The organism is Actinoplanes flavus (assembly GCF_017592555.1).
Classification (GTDB): domain Bacteria; phylum Actinomycetota; class Actinomycetes; order Mycobacteriales; family Micromonosporaceae; genus Actinoplanes; species Actinoplanes flavus.
Genome location: NZ_JAGFNS010000024.1, coordinates 38,455 through 63,927 on the forward strand (window position 1 = coordinate 38,455; position 25,473 = coordinate 63,927).

General features: G+C 72.4%; 20 protein-coding genes. 13 read left to right on the forward strand and 7 right to left on the reverse strand.

Translation table 11 applies throughout. From position 1 onward, the window contains the following. Positions 1-3: 3 nt before the first annotated feature. The gene (locus tag J5X75_RS30635) at positions 4-258 is read right to left on the reverse strand and encodes an alpha/beta fold hydrolase (RefSeq protein ID WP_208471018.1); all 255 of its coding nucleotides are present in this window, start codon (positions 256-258) and stop codon (positions 4-6) included. 79 nt (positions 259-337) lie between these two features. Between J5X75_RS30635 and J5X75_RS30640 the strand changes: the two genes are divergently transcribed. Together J5X75_RS30640 and J5X75_RS30645 are read left to right on the forward strand one after the other, a co-directional pair. Continuing rightward, complete coding sequence (locus J5X75_RS30640) at positions 338-1,012, forward strand: SDR family oxidoreductase (RefSeq protein WP_208471019.1); 675 nt, start codon at positions 338-340, stop codon at positions 1,010-1,012. A gap of 71 nt (positions 1,013-1,083) precedes the next feature. Beyond that, positions 1,084-2,250 (forward strand): SUKH-3 domain-containing protein, encoded by a 1,167-nt coding sequence (locus J5X75_RS30645; protein ID WP_208471020.1) that lies wholly within the window; start codon positions 1,084-1,086, stop codon positions 2,248-2,250. On the opposite strand, the gene J5X75_RS30650 is transcribed toward J5X75_RS30645, so the two are convergent. Both J5X75_RS30650 and J5X75_RS30655 read right to left on the reverse strand, forming a co-directional pair. Then, entirely contained in the window at positions 2,228-2,407 is a 180-nt protein-coding gene (locus J5X75_RS30650; RefSeq protein ID WP_208471021.1) for a hypothetical protein, read from the reverse strand. The two genes, J5X75_RS30645 and J5X75_RS30650, sit on opposite strands and share 23 nt — an antisense overlap. Continuing rightward, on the reverse strand, positions 2,404-3,456 hold the full coding sequence (locus J5X75_RS30655; RefSeq protein WP_208471022.1) for an alpha/beta hydrolase: 1,053 nt from the start codon (positions 3,454-3,456) through the stop codon (positions 2,404-2,406). The genes J5X75_RS30650 and J5X75_RS30655 overlap by 4 nt, the downstream gene beginning before the upstream one ends. 146 nt (positions 3,457-3,602) lie before the next feature. Here J5X75_RS30655 and J5X75_RS30660 point away from each other — a divergent pair, with 146 nt between their 5' ends. Together J5X75_RS30660 and J5X75_RS30665 are read left to right on the forward strand one after the other, a co-directional pair. Then, on the forward strand, positions 3,603-4,811 hold the full coding sequence (locus J5X75_RS30660) for a sensor histidine kinase (RefSeq protein WP_208471023.1): 1,209 nt from the start codon (positions 3,603-3,605) through the stop codon (positions 4,809-4,811). Positions 4,812-4,814: 3 nt separating this feature from the next. Then, positions 4,815-5,459, forward strand: coding sequence for a response regulator transcription factor (locus tag J5X75_RS30665; RefSeq protein ID WP_208471024.1), 645 nt, complete (start codon positions 4,815-4,817; stop codon positions 5,457-5,459). Between the two features lie 39 nt (positions 5,460-5,498). On the opposite strand, the gene J5X75_RS30670 is transcribed toward J5X75_RS30665, so the two are convergent. Continuing rightward, complete coding sequence (locus J5X75_RS30670) at positions 5,499-10,922, reverse strand: ATP-binding protein (RefSeq protein ID WP_208471025.1); 5,424 nt, start codon at positions 10,920-10,922, stop codon at positions 5,499-5,501. A gap of 438 nt (positions 10,923-11,360) precedes the next feature. Between J5X75_RS30670 and J5X75_RS30675 the strand changes: the two genes are divergently transcribed. The 4 genes from J5X75_RS30675 to J5X75_RS30690 all read left to right on the forward strand — a co-directional run bounded on the left by J5X75_RS30675 (position 11,361) and on the right by J5X75_RS30690 (position 17,215). Continuing rightward, the gene (locus J5X75_RS30675; RefSeq protein ID WP_208471026.1) at positions 11,361-11,510 is read left to right on the forward strand and encodes a hypothetical protein; all 150 of its coding nucleotides are present in this window, start codon (positions 11,361-11,363) and stop codon (positions 11,508-11,510) included. Positions 11,511-11,588: 78 nt separating this feature from the next. Further along, positions 11,589-12,416 (forward strand): alpha/beta fold hydrolase, encoded by an 828-nt coding sequence (locus J5X75_RS30680; protein ID WP_208471027.1) that lies wholly within the window; start codon positions 11,589-11,591, stop codon positions 12,414-12,416. Positions 12,417-12,515: 99 nt separating this feature from the next. After that, entirely contained in the window at positions 12,516-16,145 is a 3,630-nt protein-coding gene (locus tag J5X75_RS30685; protein WP_208471028.1) for a S8 family peptidase, read from the forward strand. A gap of 107 nt (positions 16,146-16,252) precedes the next feature. Continuing rightward, complete coding sequence (locus J5X75_RS30690; RefSeq protein ID WP_208471029.1) at positions 16,253-17,215, forward strand: helix-turn-helix domain-containing protein; 963 nt, start codon at positions 16,253-16,255, stop codon at positions 17,213-17,215. Positions 17,216-17,231: 16 nt separating this feature from the next. On the opposite strand, the gene J5X75_RS30695 is transcribed toward J5X75_RS30690, so the two are convergent. Then, positions 17,232-17,435: a hypothetical protein gene (locus J5X75_RS30695; protein WP_208471030.1), complete on the reverse strand. Its 204-nt coding sequence runs from the start codon at positions 17,433-17,435 to the stop codon at positions 17,232-17,234. 69 nt (positions 17,436-17,504) lie between these two features. On the opposite strand from J5X75_RS30695, the gene J5X75_RS30700 reads away from it, so the two are divergent. Next, positions 17,505-18,128 (forward strand): TetR/AcrR family transcriptional regulator C-terminal domain-containing protein, encoded by a 624-nt coding sequence (locus tag J5X75_RS30700; RefSeq protein WP_208471031.1) that lies wholly within the window; start codon positions 17,505-17,507, stop codon positions 18,126-18,128. 20 nt (positions 18,129-18,148) lie between these two features. On the opposite strand, the gene J5X75_RS30705 is transcribed toward J5X75_RS30700, so the two are convergent. Beyond that, the gene (locus tag J5X75_RS30705; protein WP_208471032.1) at positions 18,149-19,075 is read right to left on the reverse strand and encodes a DUF6777 domain-containing protein; all 927 of its coding nucleotides are present in this window, start codon (positions 19,073-19,075) and stop codon (positions 18,149-18,151) included. A 148-nt stretch (positions 19,076-19,223) separates the two neighbouring features. Between J5X75_RS30705 and aroQ the strand changes: the two genes are divergently transcribed. Beyond that, a complete protein-coding gene (gene aroQ, locus J5X75_RS30710) occupies positions 19,224-19,766 on the forward strand; it encodes a gamma subclass chorismate mutase AroQ (RefSeq protein WP_238490135.1) in 543 nt (180 codons plus the stop codon). A gap of 43 nt (positions 19,767-19,809) precedes the next feature. Here the strand turns inward: aroQ and J5X75_RS30715 are convergent, their stop codons facing one another. Next, a complete protein-coding gene (locus J5X75_RS30715) occupies positions 19,810-21,672 on the reverse strand; it encodes a hybrid sensor histidine kinase/response regulator (protein ID WP_208471034.1) in 1,863 nt (620 codons plus the stop codon). A 247-nt stretch (positions 21,673-21,919) separates the two neighbouring features. On the opposite strand from J5X75_RS30715, the gene J5X75_RS30720 reads away from it, so the two are divergent. From J5X75_RS30720 to J5X75_RS30730, 3 genes are all read left to right on the forward strand, one after another. After that, complete coding sequence (locus J5X75_RS30720; RefSeq protein WP_208471035.1) at positions 21,920-23,005, forward strand: peptidoglycan-binding domain-containing protein; 1,086 nt, start codon at positions 21,920-21,922, stop codon at positions 23,003-23,005. Between the two features lie 139 nt (positions 23,006-23,144). Continuing rightward, positions 23,145-24,062 carry a hypothetical protein gene (locus J5X75_RS45650; RefSeq protein WP_208471036.1) on the forward strand — a complete coding sequence of 306 codons (918 nt, stop codon included), beginning with the start codon at positions 23,145-23,147 and terminating at the stop codon, positions 24,060-24,062. A gap of 179 nt (positions 24,063-24,241) precedes the next feature. Then, positions 24,242-25,414: an ROK family protein gene (locus J5X75_RS30730; RefSeq protein WP_208471037.1), complete on the forward strand. Its 1,173-nt coding sequence runs from the start codon at positions 24,242-24,244 to the stop codon at positions 25,412-25,414. Positions 25,415-25,473 lie beyond the last annotated feature (59 nt).

The window sequence follows — 25,473 nt, forward strand, 5'->3', positions numbered from 1 at the left end:
AAACTACCGGCCGGACGCCGCACAGGCATCGAGGAATTCCGCCAGACGGGCGGGACGGCTCAGCGCCGGAGTGTGGCCACCGTCGATCTCGTCGGGGGTGATGCCGAGGCGTTCGGCGCAGACCCGGCGCAGGTAGGCGGGCGGGAACAGGCGGTCGTCGCGGCACAGCAGAACCCTCGTCGGGACGTCCGGCCAGGCGCGCAGCGGGGACGGCTCGCTCATCCGGGCCTCCGACTGGCGGGGCGCGCGGCGGACCATCCGATCAGGCTAGACGCCAATGTCGCAGGAGGATGTTCCCGCTTGACCTCAACCCCGGTTGAGGTGATGGGGTGGGCGCATGGATCTTGATGATGTACGCGTGGTGGTCACCGGCGCGGGGCGCGACACCGGGCTCCTGATCGCCTCGGCCTTCGCGGCGCGCGGCGCCCGGGTGTTCCTCTCCGCCCGTGACCTCGGCGCGGCGCGGCGGGCCGCGGAGCCGATCCGGGCCGAGGCGTTCCGGTGCGACCTCGCGGACCCGGCCTCGGTGCGGGAGTTCGCGGAGGCGGTACGGGCACGCACCGACCGGGTCGACGTACTGGTCAACAACGCGGCCCAGTACCGGGAGGGGGAGATCTCCGACGACGAGGTCGAGCAGATCATCGCGGGCGGGGCGACCGGGACCGTGCTTCTGACGCAGCACCTGCTGCCGCTGCTGCGCCGATCGGACCGGCCGGACATCGTCACCATGATCTCCGGCTGCGGGGAGCCGGGGAATCACCGGTCGGCCGCGCATCCGGCGTTCTACGCGGCCAAGCACGCGCAGGCCGGGTTCGCCGAGATCCTGTCGCACCGGCTGCGGCCGGAGGGGATCCGGGTGATCTCGCTGTTTCCGCCCGACTTCGTGCAGGAGGGCCCGCGCGTCGCCGGGAGCGCCCTCACCGCTCGGTCGGTGGTGGACTGTGTGATGTTCGCGGTCGGCCAGCCGAGGGACTGTTTCATCCGCGAGTTCCGCTTCGAGCAGGTGCGGTGACGGGTTGAGTTCCCCGCCCGTTTGCGGTATCGACATGCATGAGTTTGCGGAGGCGTAGCAGAGTGGGCGGCATGGCGATCACCAGGACGGATGCGGAAGACCTGGCGCGCACGTGGGTCGAGGACGTCTGCCCGGGAGCCGAACCGGTGCTGTACGAGTTCGCCCGCGGCTGGGTGATCTCCGCGCGGACGCACACCGGGCACGGGCCACCCAGCATGATCCTCGACCGGGACACCGGGCAGCTGGTGATCGGCGGCACGCTGCCGCCCGCCAACCTCGCCGCGTGGTACATGCGTGACTTCCAGCCCGCACCGGCGCCGGCCGGCCCGCGACGGTACCCGGCGACGATGAGCCGGCTCACCATCGCCGGCCGCGGCCGGGTGGCGCTCAGCCTGCGGTCCGACACCGATCAGCCGCTGCACCCGGCGGTGGAGACGTTCTTCGGCACGATGCCCGCCCACTATCGCGAGCGCGGGGCCGAGCGGAGTTCGGAGGCCGTGGTCTTCTCCGAACTGTTCCGCGCCGAGGAGAACGCGCGACGTGCCGCCGGACAGCCGCTGATGGCCCTCCCCGACCTGCGGGACCTCGTGTGCGGCGCGCGATTGGAGACCTACCGGATCCGGGAGAAGGACGATCCGCTCAGCGGCAGCCGGCTGCGGTCCGGGCTGCCGGTCCTGCTGTTCCTCGACTATCTCGGCCTGAGCCCGGACGCCGCCGCGGACGGACAGGAGGGCCTCCTGCCACGGATCATCCCCGGGCCGGGCCCGAGCGCCGGTTCCGGCCCGGCGTCGTCGTGGGGCTTCGGCGACGAGGTGGCCGCGGTGCTGCGCGGAGCGGGCTGGTCGGCGGAACGCCGGATCGACAACCCGCCGGGGTACGGCGTGAGCCATCGGATCTTCCCGGCGGCGTCCCGGGCGCTCGCCGAGTTCGCCGGCCTGTACGTCACGCAGGACGGCGCCGGGGTGGCGCTGCGGCGGCGGATGTTCGCCCTGGACCCGTGCATGGCGGCCGAGACCGTCGAGACGCTGGAGGCGTTCGCACAGGTTCTCGGGGTGTCGCTGTTCCCGCTCGGGGTGGAGGGCGACGGTGAGGCCGTCCTGGCCATCGACGAGCGGGGCCGGGTGTTCTCCCTGGATCACGGCGGCGAGTGGTATCTGGGCGCGGACATGGGCGCCGCGCTCACCACGCTGATCACCGGCACGCTGCCGCCCCGGGTCAGCGACGACGGCACCTGGTAGGAGCCGTCCCGTCCCCGTCGGCGGTCTCCGGCGGGTCGCGGGGTGGACGGGACGCCGGGGCCCGGTCCGCCACCGGCGCGGCGGGTGGGGTGGGGACGCCGAAGGAGGAGCGGGCCCGGCCCCACCGGGCGAGGAGGGCGAACGCGTCGAGGATCATCGCGGGTCACCGTCCGGGAGGGCGGCGGCCAGGTCGGCGAGCGCCCGCAGGGAGGTGGTGTGCGGTTCGAAGTAGCCGTCGTGGCCGTCCACGTCGTCGCAGGGCAGCGGCAGGGCGCCGAACTCCGGGTCGGAGGGCAGCGTGCCGTGGCCCAGGCCGAGGATCCGTACACCGGGGACGCGGCGGATCCAGTCGCCCGGGGAGGCGCACGCCCACACCCGGGCGCCGGTGCGCAGGCCGGATCGGTCGGCGACGCCCATGCCGGGGCTGCCCAGGGCGACGATGTCGGTCACCTGCGCGGGCAGGCCGGGCGCGGCGAGACCGGCCACGATGGAGCCGTAGCTGTGCCCGGCCACCACGATGGACCGGTCGGCGTCGGCGAGCACCAGGCCGTCGACGAACCGCTGGAGGGCCAGCGCCCCGGCGGCCGCGCGGTCCTCCCGGACGATGTCCCGGCCGCCGCCCTCGGGCGGGTCGTATCCCAGCCACGCCACCACGGCGACCCGCGCGCCGGGGTGACCGTCCCGGATCCGCTCGTCGAGCCGGCGGGCCTGCCACGCGGGCGCCCGCCGCTGAACGCCACCGAGCCCGGTGTCGAACCCGGCCAGGTCGGTGTCCACTCCCGGCACCAGGATCACGACGCGGTCGGCGGTGTCCAGATCGCCCAGCACCTCGATCATGCGCCCGTCGGCGCGGTCGTCGAACCCGAGGATCTGCCGGGTGGCCGCCTGCGGATGCCGCTGCCGGTTCGCCGCGTAGCGCAGCGCCGGCGGCGCCCCGTCGAGGTTGCCGGTGATCCGCGGGTGCCGGTGGGCGAGCGCGGTGGCGTCGGCCGGTGCGAGGGCCGCGAAGTAGGCGGCCATCCGGGCCGGGGTGGCGGTGACCGGGTCGGGCGGTGCGAGCGGGTCGGCGAGCCAGGCGGCGAGCCCGGCCGGGGCGGGCGGCGGCGCGGGGCGGGCCGGGCCGAGCACGGATCCACCGGCGAGGGCCAGCCCGGTGAGGGTGGCCGCCAGTACGGTTCGGCGAGGGGTGACCAGACGGCGAAGCATGACGTCGAGCCTGGTCGGAGCCGGGTTTCGGCACAGTCGGGCGGGCTCGCGCCCGATGGTGCGGCTAACCGCCGGTCCGGTCGGTGGACAACCCCCTGGCGCCGGGTTGCGCGCGGCGGGAATGCTGGCTGGCGATGAGAAGGAAAGTGACCGCCGTTCTCGAGCCGCAGTCGTGGCGAGAGCTGGGCTACCTGTTGCTGGTGCTGCCGATCGACGTGGTCAGCGCCGTCCTGCTGGTGTATGCGACCGTGTTCGGGGTCATCCTCTCGATCACTCCGCTGGGGCCGTGGCTGCTGGCCGGGGTGCTGCGGGCCGCGGCGGGCCTGGGTGCCCGGCGGCGCGGGCTGGCCGCGCGCCTGATCGGCGAGCAGGTGCCGGCGCCGGTCCGGTCACCGGCCGGGCCCGGCGCGTTCGGGTGGCGGCGGGCCGTGCTCAGTGATCCGGCGGGCTGGAAGGCGCTGGCCTACCCGCTGGCCAAGGTGGTGGTGGCGCCGCTGTCGCTGCTGGCCGGCGCCGGCTTCTATGTGTACGGATTCGCCACGTTGACCTTCTATCCCCTGCAAGAGCACGACTTCCAGGGGTGGGTGCCGGTCACCTGGGTCCTCGGGCTGGTCATCATCCTGCTCGCGCCGTGGATGGTGCGGCTGGTCCTGTTCGGTGAGCGGCTGCTGATCCGGGGGCTGCTCGGGCCGAGCCGGGCCGGCCAGCGGATGAGCGACCTGCGGGAGTCCCGCGACCGTGCGGTGAAGGACGCCGACGTCACCCTGCGCCGCATCGAGCGGGACCTGCACGACGGGGCCCAGGCCCGGCTGATCGGGGTGGGGATGCACCTGGCGATGGTGCGGGAGCTGATCGCCGCCGACGCGCCGCCGGAGAGTGTCGTCGAGGCGGTCGACACCGCGCAGGACACGCTCGCCACGGCGGTGTCCGAGCTGCGCGATCTGGTCCGCGGGATCCATCCGCCGGTGCTGGACAACGGCTTGGAAGCCGCCCTGGCCACGGTCGCGGCCGGCAGTCCGGTGCCGGTGGCGGTCGAGGCCGGTCTGCCCCGGCGGCCACCGCCGGCGCTGGAGAGCATCGCCTACTTCACGGTGTGCGAGCTGCTCACCAACGCGGGACGGCACAGTGGAGCGGCCGCCGTTACGATTCGAGTCGATCTTCGGGGGGACGTGCTGCGGCTGCGGGTCCACGACGACGGGCGCGGCGGCGCCTTCCTGCGGGCCGGCGGCGGGCTCGCCGGATTGTCCGAGCGGATCCGGGTCGTCGACGGACGGCTGTCGCTGGACAGTCCGGCCGGCGGGCCGACCACCGTCACCGTCGAGATCCCCTGCCCGGCACCGGTGGAGAGGCCGTAACACATGCGCATCGTGATCGCCGAGGACTCCGCGATCCTCCGGGAGGGCCTCGCTCAGCTGCTGACCGTTCGGGGGCACGAGGTGCTCGCCACGGTCGAGGAGGTTCCGGCGCTGTTCGAAGCGGTCGCCGCGCGGCCGCCCGACGTGGCGATCGTGGACATCCGGATGCCGCCGAGCCACACCGACGAGGGCCTGCGCGCCGCCGTCCGGCTCCGTCGTGAATGGCCCGGCACCGGGGTGCTGATCTTCTCCCAGTACGTGGAGACGGCGTTCGTGGCGGAACTGCTGGCCGGCGGCTCGGACGGGGTCGGCTACCTGCTGAAGGAGCGGGTCGCGAAGCTCGACGACTTCGTGGACGCGCTGCACCGGGTGGCGGCCGGCGGGACGGCGCTCGACCCGGACGTGGTCACCCAGCTGTTCGGCCGTACCCGGCACCGGGACCTGCTCGCCGAACTCACCCCACGCGAGCGGGAGGTGCTGGCGCTGATGGCGCAGGGCCGCACCAACACGGCGATCGCGGCCGCGATCCGGGTCACCGAACGGGCGGTGGAGAAGCACGTGACGAACATCTTCAACAAGTTCGACCTGCCGCCGTCGGACACCGACCACCGCCGGGTCCTGGCCGTGATCCGCTACCTGCAGAACTGACTCCGGCGTGGCGGACCGCCACGCCGGAGTCGCGGGGGATCAGCCCTTGAGGCCGTGCTCGATGGCCTCGATGATGCGCGGGCGCAGCTCGGCGGTGCTCACGATGGCGTCGACCGAACCGACCTCGACCGCCCGCTGGATGCTGTGGACACGGTCGAACTCGGCGGCCACCTCACCCAGCTTCTCGGCCCGCACCGACTGCTGGACCTCGGCCAGGCGGGCGTTCAGCGCGGACCGCTCGGCGCCGCCCGCCGCGGCGACCTGGGCCTGCAGGGAGCTGACCCGCGGGTCGTTGGCGGTGCGGTTGTTGACCTCGCCGGAGAAGACCACCGCCGCGGCCGGGGCGCCACCCAGCACCGAGGCGAACGAGCCCTCCAGGGCGAGCACCGTCATGTTCGGGTTCAGGGCCTTCGAGAAGACCACGAACGCGCCGCCGTGGTAGCGGGAGACGACCGTGAAGACGATCGGGCCCTCGAAGTTGACGATGGCCCGGCCGATCTCGGCGCCGTACTCGAGCTGAAGGTTGCGCATCGACTCGGGGGAGCCGTCGAAACCGGACAGGTTCGCGAGGACGACCAGGGGGCGGTTGCCGGAGGCGGCGTTGATCGCCCGGGCGGTCTTCTTCGACGACCGCGGGAACAGGGTGCCCGCGGTGTACGTGTCCGGGCCGTCGGTGGGCGGGAACCCACGCCGGGCCACCGACTTCGACTCGATGCCGATCAGGCAGACCGGGCGGCCGCCGATGTGCGCGTCCTGCACCACCGACGTGTCCGCGTCGGCCATGCCCGCCCAGCGCTCCAGCACCGGGTGATCCTGGTCGGACACGGCGCGCATGACCGTACGGATGTCGAAGGCCTTCTTGCGGTCCGGGTTGTGGGCCGCCGAGAAGATCTGCCCGACCGTCGTGAAGTCGCTGCCGGCGACCGTGTGCGGGAAGCCGGAGACGTCCCGGGTGATCGGGTCGGACGTGGTCGCCGGGCGCGGACCGGTCTCGCCGGGCGCGACGTACGTGTGGTCGTAGTGGGCCATCAGCACGTCGCGGGCGGCCGGCAGGCTGGGCGCCCAGTACTGCGCCTGGCCGTTGGGGCCCATCACCCGGTCGTAGCCGCCGATGCCGAAGTTGTCCTCGGCCGACACGCCGCCGGAGAAGTCCAGCGACTGCTTGCCGGTGAGCACCATGGCCGAGTCCGGCGTCATCACCAGGATGCCCTTGGTGTGCATGAGCATCGTGGCCTCGGCGTTCCAGTACGGCTGGGCGCCCACGTTGATGCCCGCCACCACGATGTTGATCTCACCGCCGGCCTGGGTGAACGTGACGATCCGCTTGAGCGCGGCCGCCACCCAGTCCATGTTCTCGGTGCCGGAGGTCATCGAGATCCGGGCGCCGGCGGACAGGGCGAACCACTCCAGCGGCACCCGCATCGTCTCGGCGAGGTCGAGGGCGGCGATGACCCGGGCACATTCCGGCTCGGACAGCGCGCCGAGCGACTTGGTCGGGTCGCCGAGCAGCACCACGCGGGTGACGCCCTCGGGGTAGCGCTCGGTCGGCGTGGTCACCACACCGGCGACGATCGCGGCCGTGTTCCTGCCCTTCGGCCGGTCGACCGGTTCGAGCGCGCCGTCGGCGTTCAGGTCGTACTCGGTGAAGCTGCCCAGCAGTCCGGTCAGCTCGTACGGGTACACCGCCCCGCGCCGCGCCGCCCGCAGCACCTTCTGCCGGTAGTCGTCGAGCGGCTGCACCGGCTCGGTGGACGGCTCGCCCACGTGCAGCTGCGCCCCGTTGCCGGGTTCCAGGGTGATCCGCACCGACACCTCGGTGAGTTCCCCGCTGGAGCGCCGCTGCCGGGCGATGAACTGCACCTCCTCCAGGCCCGCGCCGCTGGCCGTCGGCAGGATCCGCTGGACCAGCGCGTTCAGCTCGTCGAGCGAGAGTTCGGTGACCGGCCAGACGTACATCATGATCCGGTTGGTGTCGAACCGCTTGTTCTGCGGACGCTGCGCCTGAATGGTGCGGATCGCGTCCAGGGTGAGCGTGACGCCCTGCTCCAGCGCGGGCAGCGCGACCAGGCGGCCGTCGGTCTCGCGCAGCGCGGTGAGGTCGCGGACCTGGTACATGGCGATCAGGCGCTCGTCGGCCGGGTTGCTCTTGGCGACCGCCTTGAACAGGTACATCTCCTCGTCGGTGGACGGGAGCCTGGTCAGATCGAACTCGCGCAGCCGTTCGAGCTGGAGCCGGAGGGCGATCTGCGGGTGCAGGCCCCGGATGAGCCGGTCCTCCACGAAGTCGCCGGAGTCGTCGCGACGGAAGGTGAAGTGGTGGTGCATGACGGCGCCGCTGGTCCCGGCCACCGTGGTGGTGACCCGCCGGACCCCGGCGACCGGCAGTGCGGCGAACAGCGAGCCGAGGTGGTGCGCCATCTCCTCGGCGGAGGGCTGCGAGTCCCAGGCGACGTAGATGTCGGCGACGTCGGCGTCGATGGGCCCGAGCGCCGCGAGCGAATCCGGCAGGTCGGCGATGTCGACGGCGGTGGCGGCCACCCGGGTCACCCGGTCGGCGGTGTGCGCGGTCGTGACGAAACGGATGTCCCCCACCGACCGCGTCTCGAAGGACGACAGTCCACGGTTGTCGTAGTAGCGGCGCGTCAACACCTCGAGCAGCGGAACGTGATCCCGCCCCGGCCGCCCGATCCGCTGCCCCAGCAGCCGGACCAGCGGTTCCGAACAGGCCACCATGCTCTGGATCCGCGCCGCCCGGTCCGGGGCGTCCGGGTGGTGGTCCAGGTGCCGCAGATCGGCACGGACCGCGGCGTAGACCTCGGCCCGGGTACGGCGGAGCAGCGGCTGCGCGTACCACCGGAACACGATGCCCCGGGCCAGGTCGGACACCGACGGGAAGCGCACCTGCGTCGCCTCGATCAGGTGCTCCAGCGCGATGCCGGACCGCTCGAACAGCGGCTCCTGCGGCGGGTTCCCGGCGATCCACCGGCGCAGGATCTCGGTCACGATCCCGACGCTCGCCGCGGACCGCTGGAGAGCCAGGAAGATCCGGAAGACCGCGTCCTCCAGGGCCGGCGTACGCTCCAGACCGTCCACCCCGTAGTGCGCCAGCACCCGGGTGAGCCGGTCCTGGAAGCCCTGGCTGACCCCGGCCCGCTCGGCGTCCAGGCTCTGCAGGTAGGTGTGGAAGTACTCCCGGGGGCTGTGCACCGCGTCACCCGGCTCCGGGTTCCAGTCCTCGCCCGGCTTGTTGCGGCTGAGTTCCAGCAGATCGGCCGCGATGGTGAGCAGCTCGATCTCCCCGGTGAGCGGCCGGTGGCTGAGGTCGGCGCGCGCCGCGAGGTATTCCTTGACCGCGGCCGCCTCGACGTCGTAGCCGAGCAGCAGCGCCCGCAGATCCTCCAGCCCACGGTCCACCGAGTAGCCGGTCGCGGCGGGCAGTTCGATCTCGACGGCGGCGCCCGCGTCGGTGGCCTCCTCGGCGGCGCCGTCGTCCAGGGGCTCCAGGCGCATCAGCGGCGCGCCGGTCTCGACCTGGCTGCCCACGGCCACCGGGCACTCGCGTACCCGTGCCTTGAAGGGAGCCCGCAGCACGTTCTCCATCTTCATGCTCTCCAGCACGAGGATCGGCGCGCCCGCCTCCACCTCGTCACCGACCGCCAGCGGCGTGGCCACCACCAGGGCGGGGGCGGGTGAGCGGACCACGCCGCCCTCGTCCCGGCTGACCCGGTGCGTGACGCCGTCCACCTCGATCGTGTGGATCGGGCCGTGCGTGGCCGTGACCAGCCGGAACCGGTGGCCGTTGACCAGCATCTGCCCGCTGTGCGCGTCGAAGCGGTCGCTGACCACGTCGGCGTACGCGAAGTCGCCGCCCGCCGAGATGCCCACCCGGAACCGCTTGGCGCCCAGCCGGGACACCTGCACCCGGTAGCCGACGCCGCGCAGCTTCAGGTCCAGGGGACGGCCGCTGTCGTGCTGCACCTGCGGACGGCCGCCGTGGGCGGTGGTGAGCAGCCGCTGCCGGGAGACGTCCTCCTCGTCCTGGTACGCCTCGATGCCGGCGGCGGCCAGCGCGATCGCCGAGTGCCGGTGGCTGACCAGCCGGCCCTGCGCGCGGACCCGGTCGATCCAGCCGGTGTCGGCCGAGCCGTCGATCACCTCGGGCTGGTCGAGCAGGTCCAGCACGAAGCTCTTGTTGGTGGACCCGCCCTCGATGATGACGGTGGTCTCGGCCATCGCCCGGCGCAGGCGGCCGAGCGCCTCGTCGCGGTCCCGCCCGTACGCGATGATCTTGGCGATCATCGAGTCGAACGCCGCCGGAATGCTGTCGCCCTCGCTGACCCCGGTGTCCACCCGGATGCCCGGGCCGGCCGGCAGTTCGAGGCGGGCGATGCGGCCCGGCGACGGCGCGAAGTCGCGGTCCGGGTCCTCGGCGTTGAGCCGCGCCTCGACGGCGTGTCCCTGCTCGGGCGGCTGCGGACCGGTCAGCCGGCCGCCGGACGCCACGTGCAGCTGGAGTTTGACCAGGTCGGTGCCGGTGGTGATCTCGGTGATCGGGTGCTCGACCTGGAGGCGGGTGTTCACCTCGAGGAAGGCGAACAGCTTCTCGCCCGGGTGGAACAGGAACTCGACCGTGCCCGCGCCCTTGTACCCCACGGCCAGCGCCAGCCGGACCGCGGACGCCTTCAGCTCGGCGGCCTGCTCCGGCGCCATCACGACCGAGGACGACTCCTCGATGATCTTCTGGTTGCGCCGCTGGACCGAGCAGTCGCGGACGCCCAGCGCCCACGCGGTGCCCTGACCGTCCGCGATGACCTGCACCTCGACGTGCCGGGCGCCGGTGACCAGCCGCTCCAGGAACACGACGCCGGAGCCGAACGCCCGCAGCGCCTCCTGGCTGGTGCGCTCGTAGGCGTCGGTCAGGTCCGCGCCCGAGTCGACCCGGCGGATGCCGCGGCCGCCGCCGCCGGCGGTCGCCTTCAGCATGAGCGGGTAGCCGATCTCGTCCCCGGCGCGCAGCGCGTCCTCCAGGGTCGCGACCTCGCCGCGGCTCCACGGGGCGACCGGAACGCCGACCTCCTCGGCGATCAGCTTCGAGCCGATCTTGTCACCGAGCTTGCGCATCGCCTCCGCGCTCGGCCCGACGAACGTCACCCCGATCCGGTCGCACAGCTCCGCGAACGCCGGATCCTCCGCGACGAAACCCCAGCCCACCCAGGCCGCGTCCGCACCGGTCGCCCTCAGCGCCTCTTCGAGAAGAGCGTGATTGAGGTACGGGCGGGCGGCCGCCGGGCCCAGCGAGTAGGTGACGTCGGCCGCGCGCACGAACGTCGCGGTCCGATCCTCATCGGTGTAGAGGGCGACCGTCTCGATCCGGGTCCCGGTCTCCGCGGACAGATCCCGTACGGCGTGGATGAGGCGCATCGCGGCCTCTCCACGGTTGATGATCGCGACACGCCTGAACACTTGCCGAGCCTCCCTGCAGCCCCGTCAGATTCCTTCGCCTCAACCTTCTCGGCTACTGTCCCGTCGAGCCATAAGCCGGATCATGCATGTCGGGCACCTTAGTTTGTAGGAATCCCACAAACAGCGTTGTGCCTGATGGCCAGACCGGGGTGCGATCGTTCGACCGTCCCGGCCCCGTTCCGATCCACGGCCCCTACCGGGAGCAGCGAAAACACTATCCCGCACCATCCCGGGTCCACGGCCCCTGTCGATACCCCTCAACCCGGCGGGCCGCTCACCCTGGGTGCCTTCACTTAACCGCCAAAACACTCTTTTCGTACGCTCCGCGCAGCCCGCGACCGCACGCACCCCGCCCCGTGACCCGCCACGCGACCTTCCGGCGGCTCCCGGCCCCCGACGCGGCCGCTCGCCGACGCGCAGGGCTGGGAACGGTTCGCCGTGTTCGGCGGCTCCGGAGGCGGTCCGCACGCGCGGTGGCTGCTCGAGAGCATCCCCGGAGCGCGGGCACACCGGTACACCGGCGGCCACGTGCCCGGCCCCGAGATCTTCCGGCAGATCTACGACTGGCTGCGCGCCCCGGCCGGGTGAGTGGGTGGCGGGACCGCGATCGGCCGTCGCCGGGAAATCGGCGGCGGACGATCGGCTGATCGCCTACGGTCACCGGCCATGACCGAGACGATGGTGACCGCCGGGCCGCTGCGACTGTGGACGGAACGGACCGGGGACCCCGGCCGGCCCGCCGTCCTGCTGATCATGGGGTCGTCGGCGCAGGGCTACAGCTGTCCGGACACGCTGGTCGACCGGCTCGTCGACCGCGGGGTGCAGGTGATCCGGTACGACCATCGCGACACCGGGCTCTCCAGTGTCGTCGACGTCGACCGGCATCCGTACGGGCTGTCCGACCTGGCCGCCGACGCGCTGGCCGTCCTGGACGCCTACCGGCTGCCGTCCGCCCACATCGCCGGAGCGTCGATGGGCGGCATGATCGCGCAGTGGCTGGGCGTGCACGCGCCGGACCGGGTGCGGTCGCTGACCCTGCTGTCCACCAGCCCGATGGGCGCCCGCCCCGGCGACCTGCCGCCACCGGCCGACCGCTTCCTCGAACACCTCGCCGACACGGCCGGGGACCCGCCCGGGGTGGACGCCGACGTGGCCCTGTTCCGGGTGATGAACGGCGACGTCCGCCCCTTCGACGAGCCGGCGTGCCGGGCGATGCTGGAGCGCTGCTGGGCCCGGGCCGTCGACCCGTCGGCGGCCGCCCACCACGGGCTGATCGCCCGGATGGCCGGCCCGGACCTGCGCACGCCGCTGTCCACGATCACCGCGCCGACCACGATCGTGCACGGCGACCGGGATCCGGTCGTCCCGCTTGCCCACGGTGAGGCGCTGGCGGCCGCGATTCCGCACGCCGAGCTGCACGTCGTACCGGGCATGGGGCACGTCTACTGCTCGCCCGGTCTCCCGGAACTGATCGCCGGCCTGATCCGCCTCTGACCGGTGGTTCGGGGGCCGCGGTGGCGGAGTCGTGCCTTGGCGTGACTCCGCCACCGTCAGGTATTCACCGGCGTCGACCGTACCGATAGAACTCCTTGCATGTCTTCCCCCTTGATGCGGCGCCGGCTGCTGGCCGCCGTCGCCGCGGCCGGTCTGCTCAGCGGCGGCGTCGCCGCGGTGCAGGAACCCGCGACCGCGGCCGCCCCCCGAACACCGACGAAGACCACCACCGAAACCACCCACACGATCACCCTGATCACCGGTGACGTGGTCACCGTGCGCGGCTCCGACGGCGGCGCCGGGACCGTCGACGTCGACCGGCCCGACGGCGCCCCCGGCGGCGTCCGGCTCCAGCGCAGCGGTGACGACCTGTTCGTCCTGCCCGACGAGGTGCTGCCGCTGCTCAGCGCCGACCGGCTGGACCGCCGCCTGTTCAACGTCACCGATCTGCTCGCGATGGGGTACGACGACGCGAAGACCACCGTCGTGCCGGTGATCAGCACCGCCCCGGCGGGGGCGGCCCGCTCGGTCGCACCGGCCGTCCCGCGCGGCGCGAAACTGGTCCGCGACCTGCGGGCGGTCGGCGCCGCCGCGCTCACCGTGGACAAGAAGCAGACCCGCCCGTTCTGGACCGCCCTGGGCGAGAAGCCGGGCAAGCTCTGGCTGGACGGGAAGGTCACCGCCACCCTCAAGGACAGCGTCCCGCAGATCGGCGCGCCCGAGGCGTGGGCGGCCGGCTACGACGGCGCCGGCGTGACGGTGGCGGTCCTCGACACCGGCATCGACGCCACCCACCCCGACCTCGCCGGCCAGATCGACGAGAAGGTCAGCTTCGTGCCGGAGCAGGACACCTCCGACGTCAACGGGCACGGCACCCACGTCGCCTCGACGATCGTCGGCACCGGCGCCGCCTCCGGCGGTGTCGACAGGGGTGTCGCGCCCGGTGCCGACCTGATCGTCGGCAAGGTGCTCGACAACAGCGGCTCCGGACTCGACTCCTGGGTGCTCGCCGGCATGCAGTGGGCCGCCGAGTCGGGCGCCGACGTCGTCAGCATGAGCCTCAGCGACCCGACGCTGTCCGACGGCACCGACCCGATGGCGGTCGCGGTCGACACCCTGTCCGCGAAGTACGGCACCCTGTTCGTGATCGCCTCCGGCAACAGTGGGCCGGAGAGCATCGGCACCCCGAGTTCGGCGGCCAGCGCGCTCACCGTCGGCGCCGTCGACAAGCAGGACCGGCTGGCGAGCTTCTCCAGCACCGGCCCGCTGGTCCGCAGCGGCGCCCTCAAACCGGACATCACCGCGCCGGGCGTGAACATCAACGCCGCCCGCTCGCAGCAGATGACCAGCGGAAGCGGCCTCTACCGCAGCATCAGCGGCACCTCGATGGCCACCCCGCACGTCTCCGGGGCGGCCGCGATCCTGGCCCAGCGGCACCCCGGCTGGACCGGCCCGCAGCTCAAGGAGGCGCTGATGAGCAGCGCCAAGGGGCTGCCCGGCTACACGCCGTACGAGGTCGGCACCGGCCGGGTCGACGTGGCCGCCGCCGTCCGCGACGAGGTACGCGCGACCGGCTCGGTGTTCCTCGGCAACTTCGACTGGCCGCACGAGCCGAGCGACGCGCCGGTCACCAAGCCGGTCACCTTCACCAACACGGGCACCACCGACGTCACCCTGAACCTGGCCGCCACCGGCCCGTTCGAGCTCGGCGCCGGCTCGGTGGCGGTGCCCGCCGGCGGCACCGCCACGGTTCCGGTCAGCGGTGACCCGACCAAGCCCGGCACCGGCCGCTACACCGGCTACCTGGTCGGCACCGACGCCACGGGCGCCGTCGTCACCCGTACCTCGCTGGGTCTGATCAAAGAGGACGAGCGGTACGACCTGACCGTCAAACTCGTCGGCCGGGACGGCAGACCCGCCACCTCGTCCGTCGTGATCAAGCAGGAGGGCGAGTACTACCCGTACTTCCTCACCGTCGCCGGTGAGCAGACGCTGCGGATGCCGCCCGGCACCTACACGGTCGAGTCCTTCCTCGAGGGGCGGGGTGAGCGGGCCGACTCCCTCGGTTACGTCGTCCTGGTCGACCCGGAGACCGTGCTCGACGGCGAGTCCGCCACGGTCGTGCTGGACGCCAGCAAGGCCCGCCTGCTCGACACCACCACGCCGCAGCGCACCGAGAACCGGCAGCGCAAGGTCGACTACACGGTCACCTACCCCGGTGGCGACAGCTTCCGGGACGCCTTCCTGATCCCGACCCGGTACGACGACGTCTACGTCTCGCCGACCGAGCAGGTCGAGGACGTGACGTTCACGATGGTCCACCGGTGGCGCAAGGGTGAGCCGCTGCTGACCGTGAGCGCGCTCGGCCTGCCGCCGCTGGACGTCACGGTCCAGCCGGGCAGCACCCTCGACGCCGGCCGCGACATCCTGCCGCTGGTCTACGCGGGCACCGGCACCCCCGGCGAGTACCCGGACGCCAAGGGCAAGGCGGTCGTGGTGACCCGCAGCGACGCGATCAGCGCCGTCGACCGGGCCGCCGCCGCGGTCGCCGCCGGAGCGGAACTGCTGCTGGTCGTCAACGACGGCGTGGGCATCCTCAACGAGGTGGTGGGTGACTCGCCGATCCCGGTCGCCACCGTGCACCGCGACGCCGGGGCACGCCTCGTCGACCTGGCGAGGTCGGGCCGGCGGCACATCGCCACCAACCAGGTGCCGTACGCGTCCTACCTCTACGACCTGACCCGCACCTACCCCGGAAAGGTGCCGAACCGGCCGCTCACTTACCACCCGCGCGCCACCGACCTGGCCCGGATCGACGCGCGCTACCACAACCCGACCGAGCCGGTGGAGGGCAGCGGCGGCCGGTACGACGTGACGTTCGTTCCGGGGCTCGGTTTCCCGGAGCGGGAGTGGCACCCGTCCACCCGTACCGAATGGGTCACCCCCGGCCAGGAATGGGCCGAGGCACACGCGCAGGGCACCTGGACGGTCTCGACCAACCGCCACGCGTACGCCGCGGGCGCCACCCGCCTGAACTGGTTCGCCCCGGCGATCCGGCCCGCGTTCAGCCGCACGTTCGCCGTGCAGAACAGCCGCTACCAGGACAACATGACGATCAACGTGCAGGCCTGGACGCCGTCCGGGGACACCCTCGAACACGGCGGCAACCTGGAGTGGGGTTCGGTGCCCACCAACCTCAAGCTCTACCAGGGCGGCACACTGCTGCACGAGAACAAGCTGTCGTCGTCGTTGCAGTGGAAGCAGGTGCCGTCCGGGACCCTGCCGTACCGCCTGGTGCTGGACGCCTCCCGGCCGGCGGAGGAGTGGCGGCTGTCCACCCGCACCCACACCGAGTGGGACTTCGTCTCCAGCTCCAACGACTCGGACCGTTTCGAGCCGATGGCACTGCTCCAGATGGAGTACCGCCTCGACACCGACCCGCACGGTGACGTCCCGGCCGGCAGCACCCAGAGAATCCGGGTGAAGCCGATCCCGCAGGCCGGCGGCGGCCCGGACACCGGCACCGTCACCTCGGTCACGCTGGAGGTGTCCTACGACGACGGCGCCACCTGGCAGAAGGCGACGCTGCGCAAGGACGGCGGCTGGTGGAGCAGCACGCTGAAACTGCCGAGGCGGCCCGGCGGCTTCCTCTCGGTGCGCGCCACCGGCGCCACCGACGCCGGGTTCGGCATCAACCAGGAGATCATCCGGGCGTACGGGTTCCGATGATCCCACTCGCGGGGCCCTGGGACGGCGACGTCCCGGGGCCCGGCATATCCTCTCCGCACCTCCGGGTGGACTCTCCGCGCCCCCGGGTGGAGAGGAGACGGCCACCGATGCTCGCCGCTCTGGGCCTGAGCCCCGACCACGAGTCGGTCTACAGTGTCCTCGCCGGTCGCGCCCAGGCCGGCCTGGCCGAGCTCACCGTCGCCCTGCGACTGCCGGTCGCCGTGATCGAGGACGCGCTGTTCCAGCTGACCGCGTGCGGCCTGATCAAGTCCACACCGGACGGCGCGTTCGCGGCGGCGCCCCCGGCGGTGGCGCTGGGCGCCATGATCAGTGAACGGCGGGCCGAGCTGCGCAACGCCGAACTGGCCCTGGTCACCCTCGCCGAGGAGCACCGCAAGGCGATGGCCGGCCGCACCATCAGCGAGTTGATCGAGGTGGTCACCGGGGTCGAGGCGATCCGGCACCGGTTCGCGCAGGTGCAGCACGCCGCCCGGCGGCAGGTCCGCACCTTCGTCACCACGCCGTTCGTGGCCGTGCCGCCGGGCGCCAACCCGGTCGAGTCGCAGATGGTGGCCCAGGGGGTGCGCTACCGGGTGGTCATCGACCAGCCGGCGCTCTCCTCGCCCGGCATGGTCGCCGAGACGATGGAGTCGCTGCGGCAGGGCGTCCAGGTCCGGGTGACCGAGTCGCTGCCGATCAAGCTGATGCTCGCCGACGACGAGCTGGCCCTGGTGCCGCTGACGGTCGCCGTCGGTGAGGAGCCGGGCGCCGTCCTGCTGCACCGGTCCGGGCTGCTCACCGCCATGGACGCGCTCTTCGAGACGGTGTGGAGCCACGCTCACCCGCTGGATCTGGCGGGCCTCGGCGAGCCGGCCGCGGACGTCGTCACGGCGCTGGACCGGACCATCCTGGCGCTGCTGCTCGCCGGGCTCACCGATCAGGCCGTCGCCGCCCAGCTCGACCTCTCGCTGCGCACCCTGCAACGGCGCCTACGGCACCTGATGGACCTGGCCGGCGTCCAGACCCGCATGCAACTCGGGTGGCACGCGGCCCGCCACGACTGGACCTGACAGCGCGGCGGCGGCGTCACGACTCCCGAGTGAAGAGCGTCGCGATCCGGTGCTGCCAACCTGGCAGGAAGCGCGGCGGGCGGGCGGGCGAATGGTTCCACCGGTGGTTCAGCGAAAGGCGCGGGGTGGCGCCGGGCCGCCGCTCGGCATGCGCCGGAACGCCGGGAACGCGATGTGTCGCCCGGTGCAGCAGGTCGGCCAGCGAGCCTCTGGTCGTCATCGCCATCGTCCTCTCTATCGGTGATAGAGCGACTCTAGCACTGATAGAGTGCGGTCGGGAGGTACCGCATTGGCGCTGGACCGACAGAGGATCGTCGCGGAGGCCGTCGCGCTGCTGGACGCCGACGGGCTCGACGGTGTGACGACACGCAAACTCGCCGCGCGGCTGGGCGTGCGGTCGCCGACGCTCTACTGGCACGTGCCCAACAAGGCGGCCCTGGTCACCGCGATCGCCGACGCGATCCTCGACCAGGAGTTCGCCGACCGGTCACCGCCCGCGCCGGAGCAGCACTGGCGGGACTGGTTGAGCGACCTGGCCGGGCGGTTGCGCCGGGCGATGCTCGCCCATCCGGACGGTGCCCGGGTGATCTCCACCGCCCAGCTCTCCCGCACCATGACCGCGATCTCCGAACTGGCCATGAGCACCCTCGTGGACCGCGGCGTGCCGCTGCGGCGGGCCCGGGTGATCGTCCTGACCGTCGAGCGCTTCACCGTCGGCCACGTCCTCGAGGAGCAGGCCCCCCGCCCGGACGCGGAGGCGCTCGAAGGCTTCGACATGGAGACGTTCACGCGGCAGCACCCGACCGTGATCGCGGCCGTCACCGACTACTTCGAGCCCGGCCGCACCGTCGACGACCTGTTCCATGACTGTCTCGAGGTGGTCATCGCCGGCGCCGTGGCCAGAGCCACCTGACGGCCCGGCCGGTTCGGCGGTCAGCTGGTCGGGGCGGGGGATCCGCCCGCCGGCTCACCGGTGGGTTCGGTCGTGGTGGTCGGCTCTACAGCCGAGGTCTCGACAGGTGGGCCGCTGGTCTCCTCGACCGGGTCCGGGCTCTCGGTCGGCATGTCCGTCACCGTGGGGGCCGGGCCGGCGGCATCCTCGCCGCCGGGGTCGTCCGGCAGCGGCGAATCCTGGTCGCCGTCCGTTCCGGCGCGCCGTTCCAGCCCGGCGTCCGCATTGTCGACGTCGACCAGCTCGTACGCGCTGACCGCCCGCCTCCCGGCCGCCGGCTCGACCTTGACGACCTTCTCCGGGCGGTGTGTCTTCCACTTCTTGTTCCGGCCGGTGAACGAGACCGTGATGTCGTCCGGGTCGTGTTCGAAGGTGCCCAGCGGGTTGCCGCAATTGCACTTCACCACCGGTCTGCCGAATCTGTCGACCAGGACCGCGATTCCCGCCTCCAGCAGGGCGTCGAAGCCGTCCGCCCGGCCGTTGCGGTAGTCGTAGTTCTTCACCAGGGTGTCGTTGCGCAGCAGCACCGGCGTGAGGTCCTCGACGAAATCGTCGATCCGGTCGACCTCGATGCCCTGAACGTCGGCCCACGCCCGGGCCTTCTTGCGGTTGGCCGGATCCTCGAGGAATTGGGCGAGCTTCTTCTTGGCGCAGCGTTTCCTGTTGCGGGAACCGCCGTACAGGCCAGGCTGATCGCCATTTCTCGTGCCGCCCATGAGGGCCGTGACCGCGCCGACGTCGGCGTCGGCGTCCAGCCCCAGATCGAAGAAAGCCGCGGCCGCGGGAACGCCCCGGGCCAGGGCCTGGACGGCGACTCGCTGGGCGCAGCCCCCACTGACGGTGGCGATGCAGACCATGAGCGCGGCGACAGCGGCGGCCTGATACCTGATCCCCGGGAGAGATCTCATGCGGATTCCTCTTGAATGTCATTCCGGATGGGACGGGAAAACCGTATTAGGCATCCGCAAACGTGAAGACAATTGGTCACCCGATCGGATTAGGAATGGTGATCGGTGAGGAATTCGGTCCCGGCCCTCCGAATAAGATCTCGACGTGATGTACCTGCTGGTCGCCGGGCTGGCCGCGACGATGACGACCGCGCTGCCGCCGTCGGGTGATCTGAACGCGCTGGTCGACCTCTCGGCCGAGCGCCTGCTGCTGGCCGACCGGGTCGCCGCCGCCAAGTTCGGCACGGATCAGCCGATCGACGATCCGGTCCGCGAACAGCAGGTGCTCGACCGGGCCGCCGCGATGGCCGCCGAGGCCGGACTGGGCCCCGCCGAGACGGTCGTCTTCTTCCGGGCTCAGATCGAGATGAGCAAGACGGTGCAGCGCGGGCTGTTCGACCGGTGGACCCGGCACCCCGAGCGGGCCCCCGCCGACCGGCCCGATCTGGCCGCCGACGTGCGCCCGCGCCTGGACCGGATCACGGCCGCGTTCATCGACCGGCTCGCCGCCACCGCGGACCTGCGGGCCGCCACCCGGCGCTGCCGCGACCTGCTGCTCGTCGCGGAGGGCGAGGCGGACCGCCGCCACCGGCTCGACCCGCTGCACGAGAAGGCCCTGCACGGCGCGATCGCCCCGATCTGCGCCGGCTGACGGCACTCGTGCCCGCTCGGAGCGGGCTACCGGCCGCGAGCCTCTAGCCCGGGCGTCCCCGGCCGCTGTCCGCGGCGGTGGGCGCCAGGGTGTCGCCGACCGCGGCGAGCAGCTCGGCGGCGGTGAAGGGCTTCGGCACGATCCGTACCGAGTCGTCGAGCTGGTAGCGGTCGCGCAGGTCCCGTTCGCTGTAGCCGGACATGAACAGCACCCGCAGGCCGGGGTGGTGGCGGCGCAGCCCGGCGGCGACCTCCGGTCCGGACCTGTGGCGCAACGCGATGTCGGCGATGAGCAGGTCGGCGTCGTCCAGGACGGTGGCGGCCGGATCGTGTTCGTTCAGGGCGGTGGTCCGGAAACCGTTCTCCCGCAGAATCCGAAGCACCGCGTCGCGTACGAAATCCTCGTCCTCGAGAACGACCACGTGCTCACCGTGACCCTGCGACGGACCCGCCGCCGACGTCCCCGCCGCACCGGGCGCCGGGCCGTCGGCCCGCGGAAGCTCGACGGTGAAGGTGGTGCCCGCGCCCGGCGACGACTCGACGCCGATGTGGCCGCCGGCGTCCTCGACGATGCCGTAGACGGTGGCCAGGCCCAGTCCGGTGCCCCGGTCGGCGGGTTTGGTGGTGAAGAACGGTTCGAAGAGCCGGTCGCGGACCTCGGCGGTCATCCCGCAGCCGGTGTCGGCGACCGTCAGCCGGGTGCCGCCGTCGGGCGTCGGGCCGGTCCCGACGACGACCATGCCGCCGTCGGGCATCGCGTCGCGGGCGTTGATGACGAGATTGAGCAGGATCTGGTCGAGGCGGCCGCGGTTCGCGCGTACCGGAAGGGGTTGGTCGTGGGTGCGGCAGACGAGCTCGATGTTCGTGCCGATGCTGCGGCTGAGCAGCTCGCTGGAGCTGCTGACGACCTCGTTGAGGTCGACGTTCTCGACCTGGGTGGGTTCCTGTCTGGCGAACAGCAGCAGCTGGCCGGTCAGGGACCGGGCCCGGTCGGCGGCGTCGCGGATGCGGTCGAGATCCCGGCGGCCGTCGGCGGTGACCTCGTCGGTGAGGAAGTCGGCGTAGTTGAGGATGATGGCGAGCAGGTTGTTGAAGTCGTGGGCCACCCCGCCGGCCAGCTGCCCGAGGCTCTCCATCCGCGCCGCCCGGGCGCTCCGCTCCAGGGCCTGCCGCTCCTCGGCCTCGCGCCGTTTCTTGGCGGTGATGTCGCGTTCGGTGGTCGCCGCGGCGATCACCCGGCCCGATTCGTCGCGGATCGGCGCCGCCGCGACCGACACCAGGAACGCCGTGCCGTCGCTGCGAATCCGCGGCGCCTCGTCGAGGATCACGTGCTTTCCGGCGTTCAGTTCGGCCAGCCATCGCTCGTAGACCGGCAGCCGCTCCGCCGGCAGCACGCGGGTGAAGCTCTCGCCGATCATCTCCGCGGCCCGGTAGCCGTACAGGCCTTCCGCGCCGGCGTTCCACTTCAGCACCGTGCCGTCCAGGCCCAGCGCGATGATCGCGTCGGTGGACTGCTCCACGATCGCGGCCAGCATGCCTCGTTCGCCGGCCGCCTCCGCGGTCGCCCGCAGCAGCAGCCGCAGGTGGAGGGCGATCGCCCAGCTGATCGGGATGATCCCGGCGACCAGCAGCAGCCGCAGGATCTGGTCGGGGGTGCCGAGCATCCCCTGCCAGGTGGAGACGGCGAACGCCGCGACGAACGCGTAACAGCCGACGGCCAGCACGCCGCGCGGGCGCGCCGAGGCGCCGGCGAACGCGGTTCCGATGGCCACCATGCCGAACAGGAGCATGTGCGGCGGTGACAGCGCGGAGCCGACGGCGAGCACGGTGACCGTCACGAAGGCCACCATGAGGTGCGGCGAACGCGGCCCGGCCGGTGCCTCGGACGCCGGTCCCAGAGGCCTCATGTGGCAGCCCTCCGCCCCCCGTCTCGCCGGATACCGGCAGACTATTCCCGGCGCATCACCCCCGGCGGGGAAACCGCTGATCGTGTCGTTCCGCCTCCTCATCCCGCCGGGATGATCCGGAGGCGGCGCCCGGACTGCGACGATCGGCGCATGAACGGAATGTTGATGTGGGGCCTGGTGCTGCCCCTGCTGCTGGTGGTCGCGGGCGTCGTGGTGATTCTTCGCAAGCGCAACGACCGCCGCTGACATGCGGGCCCGCGTACCGATCCTGCTTCTCACCGGGATTCTCGCGGTAACCGGATGCGGCAACGGCGACGGCGACGCCCGGGTCCGGATCGCCGAACGGCAGCTCGCCGACGCGCAGGAGGCGCTCGCCGGGGCACAGGCCGAACTGGCCGGCCAGGTCGACGCCTTCTGCCGGACCAGCTCCTCCTACGTGACCGCCCTGGACCGGTACGGCGACCTGATCACCGGCACCGCGCCGACCGTCGGCGACGTGAAGGGGGCCGGCGCCGACCTGGCCGAACCCCGGTCGGAGGTGGTCACCTCGGTCGAGAAGCTCGCCGCCGCCCGGCAGGCGGTCGCGGACGCCGAGAAGGATCTGGCCGAGGCGGCCGCGGCCGTGACGTCCGCCCGCACCGGGGCGTCGCTGCCGCCCGCCCCGTCGCCGTCGCCGTCGCCGACGCCCGAACCACGGGCGTCCGTCGCCGACACCACGGTCAGCCGGGTGAAACAGGCCGACGCCGACTTCACCGCGGCGCAGGCGGGCATCGGCGACCAGACGCCGATGCGGCAGGCGTCGGAGCGGTTCAACGCGGCGGCCGTCGCGCTGGAGATGTCGTGGCTGGACCTGCTGGGCGAGGCCGGCTGCGTGACCGAGGACCAGCGGGGCCGGGCCCGCGACTACACCCTGGCGGTGCAGAAGTCGCTGTCCACGGCCGGCTACTACCGGGCCGAGGTGGACGGCGTCTACGGTCCGGCCACGGTCGACGCGGTGCGGGCCGTGCAGAAGGCGCACGGCCTGACCGGGACCGGAACCGTCGACAAGGCCACCGACGCGGCGTTGCAGGAGGATCTGCGGGCCAAGGGCGGTGCGGCCGCCGAGGCGGCGATCGCGTCCACCGCGGCCGTTCAGCAGACCTTGAAGCTGGCCGGGTTCTGGTCCGGGCCGGTCGACGGCACGTGGACCGACGAGCTGACCGAGGCGCTCCAGGCGTTCCAGAAGAACCTGGGGGTCGAGCCCACCGGAACCGTGGACGCGGCCACGATCGCCGCCGTCGAGCACACCCGCGCGGCGAAGACCTCCCCGGCTCCCTCGGTGTCACCACCCTGACCGTCATCAGCGGCGAGTGCGGGGCGGGTGTTACGGCGGACACCCACAGGGGGTGGACTTATGCGAGGAATGACCGTTTTGTCGGATATGCGGCTAGCCTCGGGTGGTTTGGTTCCACCAGCCCGAGGAGGTCACCCGGATGCGCCGGATCGTCACCGTCGCCGGGGTCGCGGTCATCACGACGCTGCTGCCACCGCCCATCGCTCGCAGTGGCGGTCCCGTCCCCGCCCCCGTCCCGAGCCCGACACCCGATGCCGACGCGTTCGTGCTGCGTATCCTCGATTCGCGGGGCAACCCGGTCAAGCCCGTGCCCACCGTCACGCAGACGGCGCCGCCGGCGAGTTCCCCCACGCCGACCGTCACGCAGGCGGTGGCGCCCACCATCTCGGTGACGCCGACCGTCACGCAGGCGGCGCCCACGGTCTCGCCCACGCTCACCGTCACGCAGGCGGCGGCGCCCGCCGGTCCCGCCACGCCCACCGTGACCCCGCCGTCGTGGCCCGCCAGCTCGCCCACCCCTCCGGCGACCCGGCCGTCGGGGCCTACCGGCTATTCCACGCCGTCCGTCGCCCAGTTGTCACCGGTCACGAGTTCCCCCGTGCCCGCGGTCGCCCGCCCGGCCGTCGTGAAGCCCGGCCCGAGCCGTCCGGCGCCGGTGACCGCTGAGCCGGTCCGCCCCCGGCCCGCCACGGTGCGGCCCGCGGTGAAGCCGGCCGTGGTTCCCGCTCACGAGCCCGCGGCCAAGCCCGTCGTCAAGCCCGCGCCCGCGGTGAAGCCTGCGAACAAGCCCTCCGTCACGTCCACCGCCGGCCGGCCGAGTCGGCACCGTCCGCACCGTCCGCACCCGCATCGCGATCACCGTGGCCGGCCGCTGATCATCGGCGTCCCGGACGACCTGGGAGTCCTCGACGGCGGCCTGGACCTGGACGTACGTGACCTGCTGCCGGACTTCTGCCACCGATCGGTGGAGTGCCCGCTCCTGCCCGCGCAGTGGCCGGGGCTGCCGCCGGGCGTACCCCTGGGTGGTTGGGGTTTCGGTCTGAAGGATCTTGCTTGAGAGGAGTATCGCCGGAGCTTTTGCAGGATCTGTCGAAAGTTTGAGGTGGATCAGCTGGAAGCTATGGACAGCTAGAACATTCACTTCTACTGTGGCGCATGTAACACATCGGCAAGGCATCGATGTGACATCGGCGAGCGCGGCACGCTGTGGCGTGCGGATGTGGAGCCAACGTGCGTATGACGATCGATCCTCCCTACCTGCGGCTGCTACGCCTGCTGCGGAACGAGGGCGCCATCTCGCGGGCCGAGCTGGCCGATCGCCTGCAACTGCCCCGCCCGCGGCTGCTGGCCGAAGTGGAACGCCTGGTCGCCGCGGGCTATCTCGTCGAGGCCGGGATGGCCGCCTCCCGGGGCGGCCGCCGCTCGACGCTCGTCGAGTTGCACCCGAGGCTGCGGTTCGCCGCGGTCGACCTGGGCGCCAGCTCGATCGACGTCGAGGTGACCAACGGCCGCCTGGAACCGGTGGCCAACTACACCGAAGAGGCCGACATCCGGTCGGGCCCCAAGGTGATCCTGCACCGCGTCAACGAACTGCTGGCCAAGGCGCGGGTGGAGGGCGCCTACGACCGGCTCGACGCGATCGGGATCGGGGTGCCGGGGCCGGTCAGCTTCCGTGACGGGGTGCCGGTCTCGCCGCCGATCATGCCGGGCTGGGACCGGTTCGGCGTCCGGGAGCTGCTCACCCGCGAGCACGGCTGCCCCGCGGTGGTCGACAACGACGTGAACATCATGGCCGTCGGTGAGCAGCACGGCGGTGTGGCGCACAGCGTGCAGGACTTCCTGTTCGTGAAGATCGGCACCGGCATCGGCTGCGGCATCTACCTCAACGACGACGTCTACCGCGGCACCGACGGCTGTGCCGGCGACATCGGCCACATCCAGGTCGACCCGCACGGTCCGATGTGCTCGTGCGGCAACGTCGGCTGCCTCGAAGCCCTGTTCAGCGGCACCGCGCTGGCCCGCGACGCGATGGTCGCGGCCCGCGCCGGGTCGCCCGCGCTCGCCGACCGGCTGGCGGCCCGCGGCGTGCTCACCGCCCGCGACGTCGCCGAGGGCGCCACCGAGGGGGACGTCGCCTGCATCAAGCTGATCCGCGAGGGCGGGCACCGGCTCGGCTCGGTGCTCGCCTCCCTGGTCAGTTTCGCGAACCCGTCCATGATCGTGATCGGGGGAGGGCTCGCCCAGCTGGGTCACATCCTGCTCGCGGAGATCCGCAGCGCCGTCTACCGCCGGTCACTGCCCCTGGCCACCGGCAACCTCCCGATCGTGCTCTCCGAGCTCGGCTCCCGGGCCGGGGTCACCGGAGCGGCCGTCCTGGCCAGCGACGTCGCCTTCGAGCAGGCGTCATGAGCGAGCTTGCGAGCGAATCATCGGGCTCAGTTGTGAACTCATGGCGGCGCCGGAGCGAA